General features: G+C 52.2%; 11 protein-coding genes. All 11 read left to right on the top strand.

Annotated elements, in window-relative coordinates; all coding sequences use genetic code 11:
- Positions 1-158 precede the first annotated feature (158 nt).
- The 11 genes from J4772_RS01850 (at position 159) to J4772_RS01900 (ending at position 17,381) form a co-directional block, all read left to right on the top strand.
- Entirely contained in the window at positions 159-665 is a 507-nt protein-coding gene (locus J4772_RS01850; protein ID WP_116064373.1) for an AAA family ATPase, read from the top strand.
- 25 nt (positions 666-690) lie between these two features.
- Entirely contained in the window at positions 691-1,428 is a 738-nt protein-coding gene (locus tag J4772_RS01855) for an MBL fold metallo-hydrolase (protein WP_209073926.1), read from the top strand.
- 181 nt (positions 1,429-1,609) lie between these two features.
- Entirely contained in the window at positions 1,610-3,355 is a 1,746-nt protein-coding gene (locus tag J4772_RS01860; protein ID WP_209073927.1) for a sensor histidine kinase, read from the top strand.
- Positions 3,352-4,974 (top strand): response regulator transcription factor, encoded by a 1,623-nt coding sequence (locus tag J4772_RS01865; protein WP_209073928.1) that lies wholly within the window; start codon positions 3,352-3,354, stop codon positions 4,972-4,974. Before J4772_RS01860 ends, J4772_RS01865 begins: the two co-directional genes overlap by 4 nt.
- 123 nt (positions 4,975-5,097) lie before the next feature.
- Positions 5,098-6,834 (top strand): extracellular solute-binding protein, encoded by a 1,737-nt coding sequence (locus tag J4772_RS01870; RefSeq protein ID WP_209073929.1) that lies wholly within the window; start codon positions 5,098-5,100, stop codon positions 6,832-6,834.
- A gap of 116 nt (positions 6,835-6,950) precedes the next feature.
- Positions 6,951-7,865 (top strand): ABC transporter permease, encoded by a 915-nt coding sequence (locus tag J4772_RS01875; protein WP_209073930.1) that lies wholly within the window; start codon positions 6,951-6,953, stop codon positions 7,863-7,865.
- A gap of 16 nt (positions 7,866-7,881) precedes the next feature.
- On the top strand, positions 7,882-8,766 hold the full coding sequence (locus tag J4772_RS01880; protein ID WP_209073931.1) for a carbohydrate ABC transporter permease: 885 nt from the start codon (positions 7,882-7,884) through the stop codon (positions 8,764-8,766).
- Positions 8,767-8,796: 30 nt separating this feature from the next.
- Complete coding sequence (locus J4772_RS01885) at positions 8,797-9,534, top strand: MOSC domain-containing protein (protein ID WP_247740980.1); 738 nt, start codon at positions 8,797-8,799, stop codon at positions 9,532-9,534.
- 398 nt (positions 9,535-9,932) lie between these two features.
- Positions 9,933-13,784 carry a sugar-binding protein gene (locus J4772_RS01890; RefSeq protein WP_209073932.1) on the top strand — a complete coding sequence of 1,284 codons (3,852 nt, stop codon included), beginning with the start codon at positions 9,933-9,935 and terminating at the stop codon, positions 13,782-13,784.
- Between the two features lie 57 nt (positions 13,785-13,841).
- Positions 13,842-15,161: a GH39 family glycosyl hydrolase gene (locus tag J4772_RS01895; protein WP_209073933.1), complete on the top strand. Its 1,320-nt coding sequence runs from the start codon at positions 13,842-13,844 to the stop codon at positions 15,159-15,161.
- A gap of 243 nt (positions 15,162-15,404) precedes the next feature.
- Positions 15,405-17,381, top strand: coding sequence for a sialidase family protein (locus tag J4772_RS01900; RefSeq protein ID WP_209073934.1), 1,977 nt, complete (start codon positions 15,405-15,407; stop codon positions 17,379-17,381).
- Positions 17,382-17,584: the final 203 nt, after the last annotated feature.

A 17,584-nucleotide genomic window follows, 5' to 3' on the forward strand; every position in this document is an offset into this window, starting at 1 on the left:
TTATAGTTAACTGTCGGATATGATGTTGAATTAGGTCTTGATAAATTTCAGGACTCCTTTTTTATTTAAACGCCATCCTATTCGGTTTAACCAATGACGAAATAATAAAAGAACGCTCGCAACTTTACTGGAAATATAGATGAGACGAGGCGGAAACAATGGAAAATAAACTGCCTTTATTTATCGTTACGGGTGCAAGCGGTTCGGGAAAATCTTATGTCATCAAGGAACTGCGGAGAATAATGCCCGAATTTGATATTTTTGATCCGGATCATCTTACTGACTTTATCGGGCATGATTGGGAGAAGATGCGTAATATATGGCTTCGCGTGGCACGAAACATCGCACAAAGCGGACGGATGACGATCCTATGCGGAACGATGATGCCGTGGGATATTGAGAAATGCGCGGACTTTCCCTTTTTCAAGCATGTTTATTACCTCAACTTGCATTGCGATGAAGAAACTCGCGAGAAACGGCTGCGTGAAAGAAATTGGTCGGAGGAAGAGATTCAGACCCACAAAGATTTCGCGAAACGATTGCTTGAGATTGCCGATGAGGTCTATGACCCGCCTATGCCAACTATTGATACAACGGAAACAAATGTAACCGAGGTAGCTGTTACAATAAAAGAATGGGTTCTTCGATACGCTTTAACTGTATGAACCTTACTTAAAGGAGGACAAATGAGTGGGAAACTATCATTTACTAGAGATAGAGTTTGAGAATAATGGACAGAAACAAACGATTACCCCGGTGCTTCTTCAAGATGATCGCGATCTCATTCTTGTCGATTGCGGCTATCCCGGTTTTATCCCCCAGCTTGAAGAAGCGGCTAATAGGTACGGCCTTACACTCGCTTCGATTACAAAACTAATCGTGACGCATCACGACATGGACCATATCGGTTCGCTGGCTGCGTTAAAGCGGGCGTATCCGCAGATCAGCATCGTCGCGCCTGAGCTGGAAGCGCCGTATATTGAGGGAAAATCAAAATCACTGCGACTCGAACAGGCGGAATCGACGCTTAGCGTATTGCCGGATGAGGCCAAATCGCAAGCGGAGCAGTTTATTCGTTATTTACAATCGATAGAGCCGATTCCTGTCGACCAGACAGTCTCCAATGATGAACGACTGCCTTGGTGTGACGGCATCGACGTAATCCACACGCCGGGACATATGCCGGGACATATATCGTTGTATTTGCTCGCAAGCAAAACATTGATCGCAGGGGACGTCGTTGTCATCGAACATGGGAAGCTGAATATCGCTAATCCGCAATTTACAATGGATCTGCCTGAGGCCGTTCGTTCCGTTCAGCGGTTACTGGACTATGAGATTGATCAACTTATTTGCTATCATGGCGGTTTGTTCCATGGCGATGTAAAGCAGGCGCTTCGTCAGCTCCTTCGAGAATATGCTAGTTAAAGTGAATTTACACACGATTGAGAGTGTGATATGGTTTCGTTGTTGAAACTTCGGTTTCATATGACGAAACCTTTTTTCTTGCATTAGCAGGATTTTTCGCCTTCGAAAATCTTGTCGAATACGAGAAGTCTGACAGAGTACAATGAGAGTAGAGTTGGCAGAGAGAAGGAAGTGATGGCTGTTGAACCTCGAAGAAAAAGTAACTTCAATTCGGCTTTTCCCCAAGCTGCTCCTCAGTTTTCTGCTCGTTCTTGCTCCTCTGTACGTCATAGGCGTACAGATCAATATGTCCGGTTCCAAGAATGTGAAGCAGGAAATAGAGGACTCCTTGTCTTCCCGTGCGGATCTGTATATGGAAATGCTCGACAACGATTTAGAATCGATCCTCTTCTCGTTACAGGACTTTGTCGTTAACGACGATGCGCTAGGATTAGGAATGGCTGTCAGCGTGATGTCCGATATGGAGAAGACTCAGGCGATTTTACGCTTAAAGGAGAGAATGGACAATCTATCCCGTTCAAGCAATTTCATTAAGGAAGCGGCGATTTCCATCCCGCTGATCGACCGCACCATCTCGTCGAACGCCGATTCGATTACCGATTTTGACCGGGAGCAATTTCAAGGGCTGCTGCAGAAAGTCAGTCCTCGCGATATGCCCTTCTTACAATGGCAGGACCGGTTGTTCATTCCGCTCGTTTATCCGCCGGGTTCAATGGGCATTCCCCCATTATTCGTCGTTGCGGTGGAAATATCCAAACCGGAATTGAATTCGACGCTAGCCCGGTTTTCCAACAAAGGCGGGGGCGTGATGCTTGTCGGCTTATCGGATAATCAAGTAATTGCAAGCGCTTTCGATATTCCGGATGAGTTATATGCGAAGCGTTCGGAGTTGATGAAGGAATCTAAGGGAAACTCGCTGCAAACCGTGACGATTGAGGGAGACTCTTATCTGGTGGCGCGGGAGGATTCGGACACCTCGGGGATGAGCCTGATTATGTACGTTCCGGCCAAAAACGTAAATCCGGCCCTGCAAACCCATCGTTATTGGCTGATCGTCCTGTCAATCGCATCGGCGATTATCGTGATCATTTTCTCCATCGGGATTTATCGAATGATTCATAGACCGTTGATTCGACTGCTGCATTCGTTCCGCCGCATTGAGAAAGGGGAGCTTAATCTGACACTCCAGTATCCGCTTAAGGACGAATTCGGCTACCTGTACGGAAGATTTAATGCGATGGCCAAGCAACTGAACATCCTGGTGCACGAGGTTTACGAACAAAAATATCGGGCGCAATTGTCCGAGCTTCGTCATCTACAGTCCCAGATTAACCCGCATTTTCTCTATAACACCTATTTTATTTTATATCGCATGGCGCAATTGGAGGATAACGAGAACGTGATTCGGCTTACCAAGCATCTAGGGGAATACTTCCAATTTATAACGCGGGACGGAGCGGAAGAGGTGTCGCTCGAGAAGGAAATCCACCATGCCAGAACCTATACGGAGATCCAGACCATCCGTTTCTCCCCCAGAATCGAAGCAAACTTCGGAGATCTACCGGAGGGCCTTGAGAATAGGCTTGTGCCGCGCCTCATTCTTCAGCCTATTATCGAGAACGCCTACAATCATTCGCTCGAGAAAAGATCGAAGGGCGGATGGTTGAATGTGGAGATGGACGTATACGGGGAGCTTGTGGTTATCACGGTCGAAGACAACGGACAGCAGTTGACCCCGGACAAGCTGGAGGAAATGCGGAATAGACTGCAATCGTACGACGAACCTGCCGAAAGCACGGGCATGCTCAACGTTCATCGCAGGCTTAAGATCAAATACGGCGAGGCGGGCGGACTCCGTCTGAGTACAGGCGAAAGAGGCGGACTGAAAGTCGAAATCGTGATTCCGCTCGGAGAGGTGAACCAATGAAAAGATTGCTTATCGTGGACGACGAGCCCTATACGGTTGACGGGCTGTACGAGATGCTCTCCAATGTCGAGGATCTAGAGCTCGATCTCTATAGCGATTATGCCGCCGAAGATGCCATGTTAAGACTGAGCCGATCGAAAATGGACATCGTGCTAAGCGACATTCGCATGCCCGGCATGGACGGGTTGGAGCTGCAGCAATGGATTCGGAGCCGTTGGCCACGATGCAAAGTCATCTTTCTGACCGGGATCGGAGATATTTCCTATCTACAGCAAGCGCTGCGGGCAGGCGGAATCGATTACATTCTGAAAACGGAAGGCGACGAGGCTATCGTTCGCGCCATTCGCACCGCTATTGCGGCCTTGGACGAGGAGGCGAGGAACGACCAGTTCATGCTTCGCGCGAAGGAGCAGGTCCGGCAAGAGCTGCTCCTGCTACGGAGAGAGTGGTTCGCGGGCTTGACCGACTTCGCCGGCACTCCGTTGGATTTCGCGGAAGCCCGTTTTCGTGAACTGGAATTATCGGTGTCGTCGGCGAATCGCGTGCTGCTCGTACTGGGCAGAGTGGACCGATGGCCGGAGATGACGACATCGTCGAATAAAACGTTGCTGCTCTACGCGATTCAGAACATAGCGGAAGAATATTTGGAACAAACGCGATTTCAATCGATCGTGCTGAACGATTCGCAGTTCGTATGGCTAATCCAGCCGGGCAGTTCCGAGGAGGGTCCGGAGCTTGCGCGTACCTGGGAGGAAACTCTGACCTTCGCGACGGGTACGTTGGACAGCATCCAAGCCACCACGAAGGCGCTTCTTCGCTTGCCGTTGTCCCTCGTTACGACCGGGGATTCCTCGGACTGGGACGAAATTCCCTCTACCTACAATACGGTCAAGAAGAACATGATTCTTGGTCTTGGAACGGGTACCGAGATGTTAATTCTAAAGTGCGAATCCGAGGAACAGCTGGAATATCCCCACTCGCTGTCTGTTCGAAGGCTGGCGGAGCTGGAAGCGGCTCTGGAGACGGGGAACAAGGACGAATTCAACGAAAAGCTGGACGCCGTGTTCTCCATGCTCCCGCATCAGTATGGACTATACGCCCAGACGTACTATTCGGTAGCCGTGCTGCTTCTCGGATATTTGATGAAAGCTTCGGGAGGCATGTCGGATAACGAAACTATGATGGCCAAGCTCATGAATCTCGGTCACCATGTTCCGAAGGAGTCCGCGTTGCAAGCGTTGAAAGACGCCGCGGAAGGCTTGTTCTCCGGAAGGATGACGACGCTCGACGAACGGACGAATCGGATTATTCACAGATTGAATCAACACATTCGCGAGCACTTGGATGGCGACTTGTCGCTCGATCGGCTCTCGGAGCTCGTTCATCTCAATTCGTCCTACCTTTCGACAATGTATAAGCAATATACCGGCCGCAATTTATCCGACTATATCTCGTTTCTGCGGGTCGAGAAAGCCAAGGAAATGTTGGCCGATTCCTCTTGCAAAATTCACGAAATTTCACTGCAGGTGGGCTTTGGGACGGCGGGTTATTTTACGCGTTTCTTCAAGAAATTCACTGGTCTTACGCCCAAAGAATACCGCAATTCACACTTGGAATGAATCGGCCGACAAGTGACAAACGAAAGATAAGCATTCTAGAAGAAGTGAAATATACGGAGCTCCCTTGCGGGTTTATACTGAAAACGAAAAATAAAACCTACGGTAATTAGGGGAGGAACAACGTTGATCCACTCATCGAAAATGAAGCTGTCCTATGCGTTGCTGACGATGGCCGTCGTCCTATCCGCATGTTCGGGAGGCAACAACGCCAAGCCGACAAACGGCTCGTCCGCGTCTCCGTCTGCGTCGCCTTCCGCGACGGCCTCCGCGACAAGCTCCGCCTCCGCTTCGCCGGCAGCGAGCGAGGAGACGGAAGCCGACCTGCAGTTCGGCAAATACGATCCGCCGATCGAGGTGTCTACGGTTCGCGCGGTCGGCAGCGATTTGAAATTTCCGGAGGGGCAGTCTTGGGAGGATAACGTGTGGACTCGCAAGCTTATGGACTCCTTGGGGATCAAGCTTAAGCACCAATGGATCGTGAACACGGATCAAGGCACGGAGAAGATGAACATTTCCATTGCCTCGGGGAACCTTCCGGATTTCTTCTCCGTCTCCGCTACGCAGCTCAGCCAGTTGGTGGAAGCCGGACAGATTATGGATATGACTGAAATCTATCAGAAGCATGCCTCTCCGACCTTCAAGAAATATACGGAGAGCGTCACCAACGGCCTGGCGACAGCCACTTTCGACGGCAAAATGATGGCGCTTCCTACCGGACAGGCGACGAGCGACAGTGCGCCCTTGCTCTGGATTCGGAGGGACTGGCTGAAGAAGCTGGACTTACCCGAGCCCAAGACGATGGCCGACGTGCTGGCCATCTCCGATGCATTCACAAACCAAGATCCAGACGGCAATAACAAGAAAGATTCTTATGGATTGGCCGTCAATAAGACGCTGCTGATGTATAACGGCGGGCAGGCATTCGGCTCGTTGGAGGGCTTCTTCAACAGCTATCACGCTTATCCGCAGAGCTGGATTAAGGGCGAAGACGGCAAGCTGGTCTATGGCAGCATTCAACCGGAGATGAAGCAGGCGCTTGCTTCTTTGCAGCAAATGTACAAGAACGGGCAGATTGACAAAGAGTTCGGGGTGAAGGGCGACGCGAAGGTTCTGGCGCTCGCCAGCGCGGGCAAGCTAGGTATGGCCTACGGTCCGATGTTCTTCTCGCTGACGCTGCTGGATAGCCGCAAGAACGATCCGAACGCCGATTGGCAGGCGTATCCGATCGTCTCCATCGACGATCAAGCAGCCTATTCCCAGACGCAGGCGAACGCGATCAGCGACTACTACGTAATCAATAAAAACGCCAAAAATCCGGAAGCGATGTTCAAAATGATCAACGTCTCCGTCGATATGGACACCAACCCGAACGTCTCCCAGGAGGAGTACGAAGAATTGAACTACGTCGACGGTATCGAGGTCTGGCAGTACTTCCCGTTCTTCGTCGTGAATCCGAACAAAAATCTGGAGGTTCACAAGAAGGTCGTCACGGCACTGGACAGCAAAGATACGACGGGATTGAACCAGGAGCAGTTGGATGCCTATAAGAATAGCTTGGCAATGGAAGAGGGCACAGGCGATGCGACTAATTGGGGCATGAGTAAGGTGTTCGGTAGAGAGGGCTCCTATTCGGTCATCGACAAGCTTCTGTCCGCAAACTTATTCAAACCAAGCGAATTCATCAAATCGCCGACTAAGACGATGACGATCAAGAACGCGACGCTGCAGAAGCTGGAGATTCAGACGTACACGAAGATCATTATGGGCGAGTCCCTTGATTCCTTCGATAAGTTCGTCGAGGATTGGAAGAAGCTCGGCGGCGATCAGATTACGGTGGAAGTCAACGAAGCAATGCAATAGAGACGATAGGGTCGACCACCGAGTCGGCGATGGAAAAGCGGGGGCGGTCAAGGGAGGTTCCTTGCCGCCCCAAGCTTTATCGAATGCCCCTCGGCGGGGAAGGAGCGCAACTACAAATGAAGATTCGATGGACTGGACAAACAGGAAGAATGCGAACCCTTCCCTTGCATTTCATGATTTTGCCCGGCCTGGCTCTAGTGTTGATCTATTGCTACGGCCCAATGATCGGAATCGCCATGGCGTTCGAGAGATATATTCCGACGCGAGGAATTACGGGCTCCGAATGGATCGGATTGGACAACTTCCGGTATTTGCTCGATATGCCGGATTCCATGGACGTTCTAAGAAATACGATCGTCATCTCGTTCATGAAGATCGTCGTGGGTTTGTTCGTTCCGATTGTTGTCGCGCTTTTGTTAAACGAAGTGAGGAAGGAGAGCTTCAAGCGCGGAATTCAGACGATGATTTATTTGCCTCACTTCCTTTCGTGGATTATTCTTGGCGGCGTGCTGATCGACATCCTCTCTCCGACGAACGGATTCGTGAACGATATTTTGGGTTGGTTCGGGATCGAGCCGATCTATTTTCTGGGCAGCAACAATTGGTTTCGTGTCGTGTTGGTTACATCGGACGTATGGAAGGAATTCGGTTTTAATACGATCGTTTATTTGGCGGCATTGACGGGTATCAATCCGAGCCTCTACGAGGCCGCGATCGTGGACGGGGCTAACCGCTGGAAGCAGACTTTTCATGTGACGCTGCCGGGTATGCTACCGATTATCGTGCTGCTGGCGGTTCTCAGTCTGGGCAATGTTCTGAATGCGGGCTTCGATCAAGTGTTTAATCTATACAGTCCCCAAGTATACGAAACGGGGGATATTATCGATACGTTCGTCTATCGAACCGGATTGGTTGAGACGCAATACGGCGTAGCTACGGCGGCCGGGTTGTTCAAATCCGTCGTGTCGTGCATCTTCGTCATCGCGGCGTACGTGATGGCATACCGTTTCGCCAACTATAGAATTTTCTAGAGGGAGCAATAATCCTATGGTAGAACGCTACTCCCGCGGCAGAGTCGCTTTCGTCGCGTTTAACTATATCTTTTTGGCCTCGATGGCTGCGGTTTGTTTATTGCCTTTAATTCACGTGCTCGCCGTATCGTTTAGTTCAAGCCAGGCCGCGGCAGCCGGATACGTCAAGCTGTGGCCCGTTCAGTTCACATTAAGAAGCTACGAATTCGTGAGCGGCAAACAAGAATTTCTCGACTCGCTGCTCATTACGTTGGAGAGGGTCGGCATCGGCGTTGCGCTTAACATGCTGCTGACCGTTCTTATTGCCTATCCGTTATCCAAGGAGACGTCGGCATTTCGTTCCCGAACGCTTTACGCATGGATATTTGTTTTTACCATTCTATTCAGCGGGGGACTAATCCCGCTGTACATGATTGTGAAAGATACGATGATCATGGATTCGATCTGGGCGCTCGTACTGCCCGGAGCCGTTCCCGTCTTCAACGTTATCCTTATGCTTAATTTTTTCCGCGGGCTGCCGAAGGAATTGGAAGAAGCGGCTTATATCGACGGAGCGGGGCATATGACCGTACTGTGGAAAATCTACATTCCGCTCTCCATGGCATCGCTGGCGACGGTGACGTTGTTCTCGACCGTTGGCCATTGGAACTCCTGGTTCGACGGCTTGATCTTCATGAACTCGCCCGCGGATTATCCGTTGCAGAGCTATCTCCAGACGGTCGTGATTCAGCAGGACCTTAGTTTGTTCTCGGTCAAGAGCATGGAGCGTTTCTCGGAAATCAACGATCAAACGGCCAAGTCGGCCCAGATTTTCTTGGGCGCGCTTCCGATTTTGCTACTTTATCCGTTCCTGCAACGTTTTTTCATCAAAGGGATCGTCCTGGGCAGCGTCAAAGAGTGACGCCCGTCCGCACTTAACGGGGGAGGGGGCATGAGGATGGCGATCGTCGGCAGTGTTCGAGGAATTTTCCGGTACCCCGTCAAATCCTTTGCGGGAGAACGGTTGGAATCGGAATGCAGAATTGAATCCTACGGGCTATTCGGGGACCGTCTTTATGCTTTCATAGACGAGACGAAGGAAGGCTGGAGCAGCTTTATTACCGCGAGGGGAATCCCCGCTATGCTGAGTTACCGCGCGATTCTCGATGAGAAAAGCGCTGAGGACGGGGAACCATGCGTCATTGTGACGGCTCCGGACGGGAAGAGCTATCGCTGGGATGAAGAGCTTCTTCGCGAAATCCAGCAATTCGCCCGCGTGAAAATAAGCATGAAGAGCTATAGGCCGAAGAGCGGGGGAGGGACCGGGATCGACGACAGCCATATTCTGATCGTCACGGACCGTTCGCTTCTCCGGCTTGAAGCGTTATGGGGGAAGGAGCTGGATCCGCGCCGATTCAGGGCAAATCTCATCGTTTCGCTTAACGACGAAGAGGCGGAAGAGTCGGAGTGGATTGGCAAAAACGTGACCATAGGAAGCGCGGAGCTGCGGATCGATAAAGGCTGCGAGCGCTGCGCGATGATCGGCTTGCATCCGGACACGCAGGAACGGGATCCTTCGTTGCTGAAAGTCGTCAACAAGGAGCTGAAGCTAATCTTCGGCGTCTATGCCTCCGTCGTTAAACCGGGTGCGATCGCGGTCGGCGACGAGGTTCTGCTGAGGAGTCCGTAAGATTCATATTTTGGAATCGAGTCAAGGGGCTGTCCCATAAGCGGTTTAAGTTGCTATGAAAGATGATCGATGATAAAGGCTCAAGGGGTATGTATCTCCTTCCGATGCTATACGCTCATGAAATCTGAACGGGGAAACCCGTGAAGAGGTAATTTCAGGAGCGTATGAGGCAGTCTACAGAAGATACATACCCCTATTTTTATATATCGATCCTCTCAAGCAATTAAACTTACGGGACAGCCCCTTGGCATATTCGTAGCCAATGAATCTTGCGAACGGAAGATAAGAGTTCTATAGAAAGTGACATATACGCTCTATTCCCCCTTTTGTATACTGGGAAGCGAAAGGCTTGGAAGCAAGGCTGGATCGCGCTACACCACTACTGAAGAGGGGTGTCCATGATGAGAGCTTCAAAGCACGGGAGCAGCAAAGGTTCGTTAACGACGCTTGCGGCAAGAGTATTCACGGTCTTACTGGCATTTGCAATAATCGCAGGTAATGCAGGGAACGTAGGCCGTTTTTTACCGCAACCGCTAACGGCTTATGCCCAACAAGGGACCGTCGAACAGACGATCAGCGATTTCGAAAGCAACGACGAAGGCTGGATTTTCCACAACGGGCCTGAATACCCCGGCGCGACCGGCGGCTTGGTTGCGGAAACGAACGATTCCTACGAAGGAACGAAATCCGGCAAGCTAACGGGGGATTTCTCCGGCGGAGGCAACTACGTCTCGATGTACATGGACTTGGCCGACGTAGACATGCAAGAGCTGCGGTTCTGGATCAAGACGGAGGATTTGGCTTGGCTGGCGCTCCGGCTCACAGACAGCACCGGCCAAATCCATCAGCAGGAAATCGATATTACGCCCGGTCCGAACTGGCAGGAGATCGTGATCACGGATCTGGCCGGCGGGAACGAACCCGGAACGTATCATTGGGGCGGAGCGGAAGACGGTTTATGGCACGGTCCCGCTATCCGCGTGGGCTTGAATCTCGAGTACGGGGCTTTCGTGAACACGCCGACCACCGGAACGCTGCTGGTCGACAAGGTGACCGCTACCGTCCCTGACGGTCCGGCCGGGCCGTATTACGACGACGAGATCATCAGCGACTACGAAGGGAACGACGTAGGCTGGGCGTTCCATAACGGTCCCGAGTTTCCGGGAGCGACGGGAACTCTTACCCGGGATACGAACGAGCATCATACCGGCGCCGCTGCCGGGAAGCTGACGGGGGATTTCACGAACGGCGGAGTTTACGTCTCGATGAACAAAGAATTGCCGGACATCGACATGGAAGAGCTCAGCTTCTGGGTGAAAACGCAGGATCTTAACGCGATCGCACTTCGTCTGTTCGACGAGACTGGACAAATTCATCAGCAGCGGATCGAAATCCAGCCGAACGGAAACTGGCAACAGATCGTTGTCACGCATCTAGCCGGATTGCCCGGACCCGGTACCTACCATTGGGGCGGAGCGGAAGACGGCCTATGGCATGGCCCGGCCATCCGCATGGATGTACTGATGGAAGAATCGGAACTTGTAGGGACACAAACAAGCGGAACGCTCTGGATTGACGACGTAAGCGCCCATGTGCCTAGGCCGACGATTCGTATTAAGCAGGATCATCTGGGGAATTCGTTCGGTACGGCCGAGACGATCGTTTTCCAAGTCGACCTGGCGCAGGACGCCGATCTGGTCTGGTCGGCGACCGACTTCTGGGGGCGTCGCGTAGCGGGCTCCGGCACCCAAACGATCGACGGCACGGCGCAGCTGCAGCTTCCGCAGTTAGGCAGCGGGTATTACCGCTTTAAGGTTGAGGCAAGCTCGGCGGGACAACCGGTCGGTACGGCCGAGACGACGTTCTCCGTACTGTCTCCCGTCGACCTGAGCCAGACGAACGCCTCCTCTTTCGGCGTAGCGACTCACTTCGCGCATGGCTGGAATCCCGATATGATTCCTCTGATCGAGAACGCTGGAGCGAAAAATTTCAGCGATGAGATGTATTGGAGCCGCATGGAGCCGAGCGCGGGCGTCTACGAGACGCCGGAGGATTACACGGAATACTACGAGACAGCGGTAGATAACAACCTGGAACCGCTGATGATCTTGTCGTTTAACAATGCGAATCACGACGGCGGAGCAACCCCTTATACGAACGCCGGCAGACAAGCGTTCGCCGACTACGGCAATGCGCTGTTGAGCGATTTTCCCGCCACCAAGTGGGTGGAGGTTTATAACGAATTCAATATTATGGGCGATTTCGGAGATGGACCGGCGGATAATCTGCCCTCTTACTACTACGAATTGTTGAAGACCAGTTACCAGACAATCAAAGCGGCCAATCCCAACACGATCGTCATCGGCGGGGTAGTCGCGCATAACGACTGGAGCTGGATGGAGGAATTGTTCCAACTCGGCGGGCTTCAATACATGGACATTCTGTCCGTGCATCCGTATAACTATCCCGCCTCTCCGGAAGGGATGGAGGCGGAGCTAAAGCAGCTCGACACTCTCGTGAAGCAGTACAATAACGGGCAATCCAAGCCGATCTGGGGAACGGAGACCGGATGGCCGACTCAATTGGACGCCAGAGGTATTAGCGAGTCCTCGCAAGCCTCGTACGTCGTGCGCGCGAATGTTACTCAACTGGCGGCGGGCGTCGAGAAAGTATACTGGTACGATTTTATGAATGATGGTATCGACCCGATCATTAACGAACAAAATTTCGGCTTGATAAGGAATGCGAGGGATGCGCTCGGCAAGTACGCTCCTAAACCGGGATACGCCGCTTACGGCGTCATGACCCGACAGCTGGAAGGTAAGCCGTATGATCACAAGGAGACCGTCGCAGCCAATATTTACAGCTACATCTTCGGTAGCGGAAGCGTCCAGCAACGCGTTCTCTGGTCTTCTACACCGAAGCAAGTCGCGATCCAGACGAGCTCTCCGATCGTGATTACGGACGTGATGGGCGGGACGACGACTTTAAATCCGCACAACGGTTATGCATATTTGACGGTTACGGGAGCCCCGGTCTACATGAACGCAAGCTCGTCTACCGTTATCGCGAACAATCGATTTACGCTTACAGGCGGAGAGGCCGTTAAGGGGGAAGCGGCGGTTCTCACGTTGTCCGTCGATAACACCGCTTCGGGCAGCCAAGCGATCAGCGGAACCGTCGAGGTTCAAGGAACAGCGGTGGCGATCAACGTCGGGGCAGGCCAACAGCAGCAGTACCAGATCTCGGTTCCGGCTTTGAGCAACGATCAGACGTTGTTCGGAATCGTGAAAGCGGGAGGTCAGGCGATCGCGAAGCTGTCCGCCGACGTCCGTCTAGTGGATCCGGTCGTCTTCAGCGCCAAGCATGTTCTGACGGGAAGCGGGGATGCGATTCGCATGGCGGTCGTTAACCGAAGCTCGCAACCCTATACGCTCGACGAAGTGGATTGGCAAGTTGGCACCCAAACCGGGACCTTGAACGCGGGGTTGACCGTTGCCGCCCATTCGTCGGGAAGCATCGACTTGCCCGTCACGGGGCTGACGGCCGGAACGCCTTACGCGACGACGTTGTCGTTCCTGGCGAACGGATCGATTGCCTACGTCTACGAAGGCAAGCTGATCGGCCGCAATCCATCCGCCATGAAAGATATGAAAAATCGGACCGTTACGGTCGACGGCACGGCGGATGCTAATCCGGGCACGCGGATCGCCAATCTAGCGACCGATGGCAACAACTTGATTCAGAATTACGGCGGAAGCTCGGATTTGAACGGCGACATCTGGCTGAACTGGGATCAGAACAATGTCTATATTACCGCCAAGATTCAAGACAATGTCTTCTCGCAGACGAGTCAAGCGGGCTCGATCTGGCAAGGCGACAGCTTGCAATTCAGCATTGCCCAGGGCACTCCGGGAGAGAGCGGGTTATGGCACGAGTTCGGAGCGGCGTTGACGCCGCAAGGGCCGGAATTGTTCCGTTGGTTAGGTACGGAAGGTTATACTTCGGGGCCGGTGAGCAATGGAAACGTGGCGATCACTCGCAACGAGACCACGAAGACGACTTTCTATGAAATCGCTTTGCCATGGACGGAATTGGCTCCGGCCGCTTCGGGCGACGGCATGCTCAGCGTATCCCTGCTCGTGAACGACAACGACGGCTCGGGACGCAAAGGGTACATCGAGTGGGGAAGCGGCATCGGAGACGAGAAGGATAGCGCGCTCTTCCGTTCACTCAAGCTCGTCCCGTAATTTGTACCGATCCGAGAAATCACGTCCAAAAGGCTTATGAAGGGGTAGATCATCACGATGGATATTCAAGTTCGGCCCGATCGTACAAACGGGCCTCTGAAAAAGCTGCATGGGGTGAACAACGGACCTGTCAGCTTCGGCTCGTTAGTCGACGTTACGGAGCATTTTCACAATGCGGCATTCCCGCTCGTCAGATTGCATGACGTGAATTGGCCGCATGCATGGGAAGTAGACATTCATACGATTTTCCCCGATTTCGACCGCGATCCGGAAGATCAGGCGAGCTACGATTTCGAGAGGACGGATGCTTATCTCGCGTCCGTTCTCTCGACGGGAGCTAAAATCGTCTATCGCCTGGGAGAAAGCATCGAGCATACCAAGACGAAATATTATGTGCACCCGCCCAAGGATTACGAGAAATGGGCGAAAATATGCGTAGGCATTATTCGGCATTATAACGAGGGATGGGCGAACGGATTTCATTATGGAATCGAGTATTGGGAAATCTGGAACGAGCCGGACAATCCCGACAATCAGGTGATGTGGACGGGGACGGCCGAGCAATATTATGAGCTATACCGTGTCGCCTCGCTTGCGATCAAGCGGCATGACTCGACTCTTAAGGTCGGAGGACATGCGGCCACGATGGTCAATCACCCGTTCACTCAGGGATTTATCGAGTATTGCCGTACACACGTACTGCCGCTTGATTTTTTTACATGGCATACGTATGCCGGCGACCCGGAGGCGATCGCGGCGAACTCCAGGTTGGTGAATCGCTGGCTGGAAGAAGCGGGCTATTCCGACATGGAGTGTCACTTGAACGAATGGGGCTTCTTCAAATTCGCAGGCGAGCAGTTATGGAAGCCTGAAGGGGCGATGCAACGGCAAACGACTTTCGAACGGATTAAGAACGAAGAGGGCGCTTCGTTCGCGGCGGCGCTGTTCGCTCTGCTCCAGGATTGCCCGGTTCATGAAGCGAATTACTACGACGCTCAGCCCCATAACTTATTTTGCGGACTGTTTGATCGTTACGGCGTGCCGACGAAAGTCTACGATGTGTTCCGCAAATTCAACGAGTTATGCGGATACTCGCATCGGATAGAAGCCGAAACCGGAGATGGAGCGCAAGGGGTATATGCGCTTGCCGTAACGAACGACTCTGGAGGCTCGGCCCTGTGGATCAGCAATTTCGGCGGCGAGAGCAGAGAATACCGAATCTCTTGGCCGGAGCTCGGTTCGCGACAGGGCGAGTGGCTGATTATGGATCGGGAGCGGCGGTTCGATCGCTTGGAAGACTCCGGAATCGCGAGGGAGGGCGGGACGATTTCCGTATTTCTGCCTAAGCATTCCGTGCTATTCGTCAAGTTCGATTAAGAAAGGAATGCATTGAACTTTCTCTTAGAAGGGGCTGTCCCATAAGTAGGAGCGTACATGGTTATCGGTACGACTCTTTCACTTATTGGGCAGCCTCTTTTTCACTTTTTCATGATTGGAGAAAGATACTGCCGCGGCTTGCAAATCACCTTTTTTCGATTAGTCGGGACAAGCTGTCGAATTATGTATATAATAAATGGAAAAGTTTACCGATATATCGACTGAAAAAGGAGATACTTTGCTATGCGTATGTTTCGCAGTTTGACCTTGTTGCTTGCATTCATTCTCGCTACTCCCTTGTATTCGTCGCCGATGGTTCAGGCAGAGGAGGTTGAATTCACGGATCCGACTCAGTCGGAAGCGACAGGCGAAGAGCAGCTCGAATGGACGAAGCTCTATCCGGAGCTTACAGACCTCGCTAACCATAAGGATCTCTATGCTTACGGCAACGGAATATACGTCAGCTCGGACGGCTGCACGTCGAAGGACGGAGTCGCCTGGAGTAAAAATCCGCAGCTCGAAAATTTCGAGATGCAGGCGATCGTCTGGGGCAAAGGCCGATTCGTCGCGCTCGAATTTAAGTTACACAACAAATCGTCGTTGTGGACTTCGGCGGACGGATTGAACTGGACGGAATACGATCGGACTATCGACAAGCTGGATTCGATCGCGTTTAACGGCAGCAGATTCGTAGCCGTCGGCGGCGACAGCGACGGAGCGCTTGTTATGACCTCCGAAGACGGCTTGAAATGGACCCAGCGCAAAACCGGCATGAAGTCGGCTCTAGGGGATATCGTCTGGGGCAACGGCACGTTCGTCGCTTTAAGCGGCGAAGGCACTTCCGCCGTGTCCAAAGACGGCATAACGTGGAAGAAGGTTGCGATCCCGACGAAGGATAGGACGATTCGCGATCTTCACTTCGGGGGGAGCACCTTCGTCGTGGTTGGAGATTACTTGCTGCTTACGTCCAAGGACGGGGTCAAATGGACGTCCGTGCCATCGGACGGCATCTTCTGGAACAGAGTCATATGGGTGAAGGATCGGTTCTTTGCCGAGGGTTCGAAATATTCCAATGACAGGATCGAGTCGTTTTCCGTATTAAAGACGTCGAAGGACGGCAAGCAATGGGTCGACATGACAGGCGTCGGACCGCTGCCTTCCAAACAGTACTTGACGTTCGGAACCTACTATAATCTCAATATGCTGCATGACGGCAAGCAATATGTCATCTATACGGACGTCGGAATCTATACGTCCGCGAACGGGGTGCAATGGAAGCTGCTTAAGAAAGTCGTTCTCCGGCCGGTTCATTTGAACAGCATGGCCGTCGGAGGGGGCAAGCTGGTCGCCGTTGGCGGCGAGGTGGACGACTACTACCCCCAAGCCGAGAAAGCGGCAGATAGGGAGCTATGGTCCATCGATTCCAAGGGGGTCGACCGCTCCAGTTTTGAGTTTGGCAAATTCCCGCTTTACGATGTTCTGTGGACGGGCAGTCAATTTTTTGCCGTTGGGGCGGAAGGCCTGATGATGACGTCCAAAGACGGGGTCAAGTGGAGCAAGGCCGCCGCTACGCCGATTAAAGAGTCGTTATCTCGTATTATCAAGGCCAACGGAATTTATTATGTCACCGGTTCGAACGGACTTATTATGACTTCGAAAGATTTGAAGACGTGGACGAAGCACAAGACAAACACGACGGCGTCTATCTACTCCATTGCCTGGAGCGGCAAAAAGTTCGTTGCAGTCGGCGAATGGGGAGTTACGCTAGTCTCGGATAACGGCACGGTATGGAAGGCGGGCAAACAAATCAAAAGCCCGAATGGGGACGCCATATTTAATCTATCGGACGTGATATGGGGCAACGGAATGTTCATCATAACGGCTGCGCAGAGATATCATGTGGATCGGGAATACGCCTTGTTCAAATCCGAGGACGGTACGAAATGGAAGAAGCAAAGCCTTGAATATTCGAAACCGGCAGGAATGAGTACGCTATCTCCGAGTTTGTACAGTATTCGTAATTTCGAAGACACATTCGTAACGGTCGGCAATAACGGGTCTGTCTATTTGTCCAAAGACGGGAACGATTGGTCGAGACATGCCGTGCCCGATAACGTTATCCTGTACTCGGCACAGTTATTCAACGGCAAGCTGTATGCAACGGGGGGCTTTACGGATCAAGTTTATTTGGCCGAGTTCATAACTGCCGACAGTCGGTGACGGACTCGGGCTAAAGAGGAGCTGGCATGCCTTATCTGCAAGTGACCTGGCGAGTGACTTGTTGCGGCCCTCTTTAGGCTTTCCGGTATGTCCAAGATTCGTGTGAAGGTCCATGCAATTGTGCATGGACCTATTTATTTGTCTCACAACAGGATATGTTTGATTTGACATGACAATATCAAATTGAATATGATAAGTATATA

It is taken from the genome of Cohnella sp. LGH (assembly GCF_017671885.1).
Taxonomy (GTDB): Bacteria; Bacillota; Bacilli; order Paenibacillales; family Paenibacillaceae; genus Cohnella; species Cohnella phaseoli.

Excerpts from the sequence above, each read along its gene's own strand:
- J4772_RS01850 (WP_116064373.1), top strand. The coding sequence starts at position 159 with ATGGAAAATAAACTGCCTTTATTTATCGTTACGGGTGCAAGCGGTTCG.
- J4772_RS01865 (WP_209073928.1), top strand. The coding sequence starts at position 3,352 with ATGAAAAGATTGCTTATCGTGGACGACGAGCCCTATACGGTTGACGGG.
- J4772_RS01875 (WP_209073930.1), top strand. The coding sequence starts at position 6,951 with ATGAAGATTCGATGGACTGGACAAACAGGAAGAATGCGAACCCTTCCC.
- J4772_RS01880 (WP_209073931.1), top strand. The coding sequence starts at position 7,882 with ATGGTAGAACGCTACTCCCGCGGCAGAGTCGCTTTCGTCGCGTTTAAC.
- J4772_RS01885 (WP_247740980.1), top strand. The coding sequence starts at position 8,797 with ATGAGGATGGCGATCGTCGGCAGTGTTCGAGGAATTTTCCGGTACCCC.
- J4772_RS01890 (WP_209073932.1), top strand. The coding sequence starts at position 9,933 with ATGATGAGAGCTTCAAAGCACGGGAGCAGCAAAGGTTCGTTAACGACG.
- J4772_RS01895 (WP_209073933.1), top strand. The coding sequence starts at position 13,842 with ATGGATATTCAAGTTCGGCCCGATCGTACAAACGGGCCTCTGAAAAAG.
- J4772_RS01900 (WP_209073934.1), top strand. The coding sequence starts at position 15,405 with ATGCGTATGTTTCGCAGTTTGACCTTGTTGCTTGCATTCATTCTCGCT.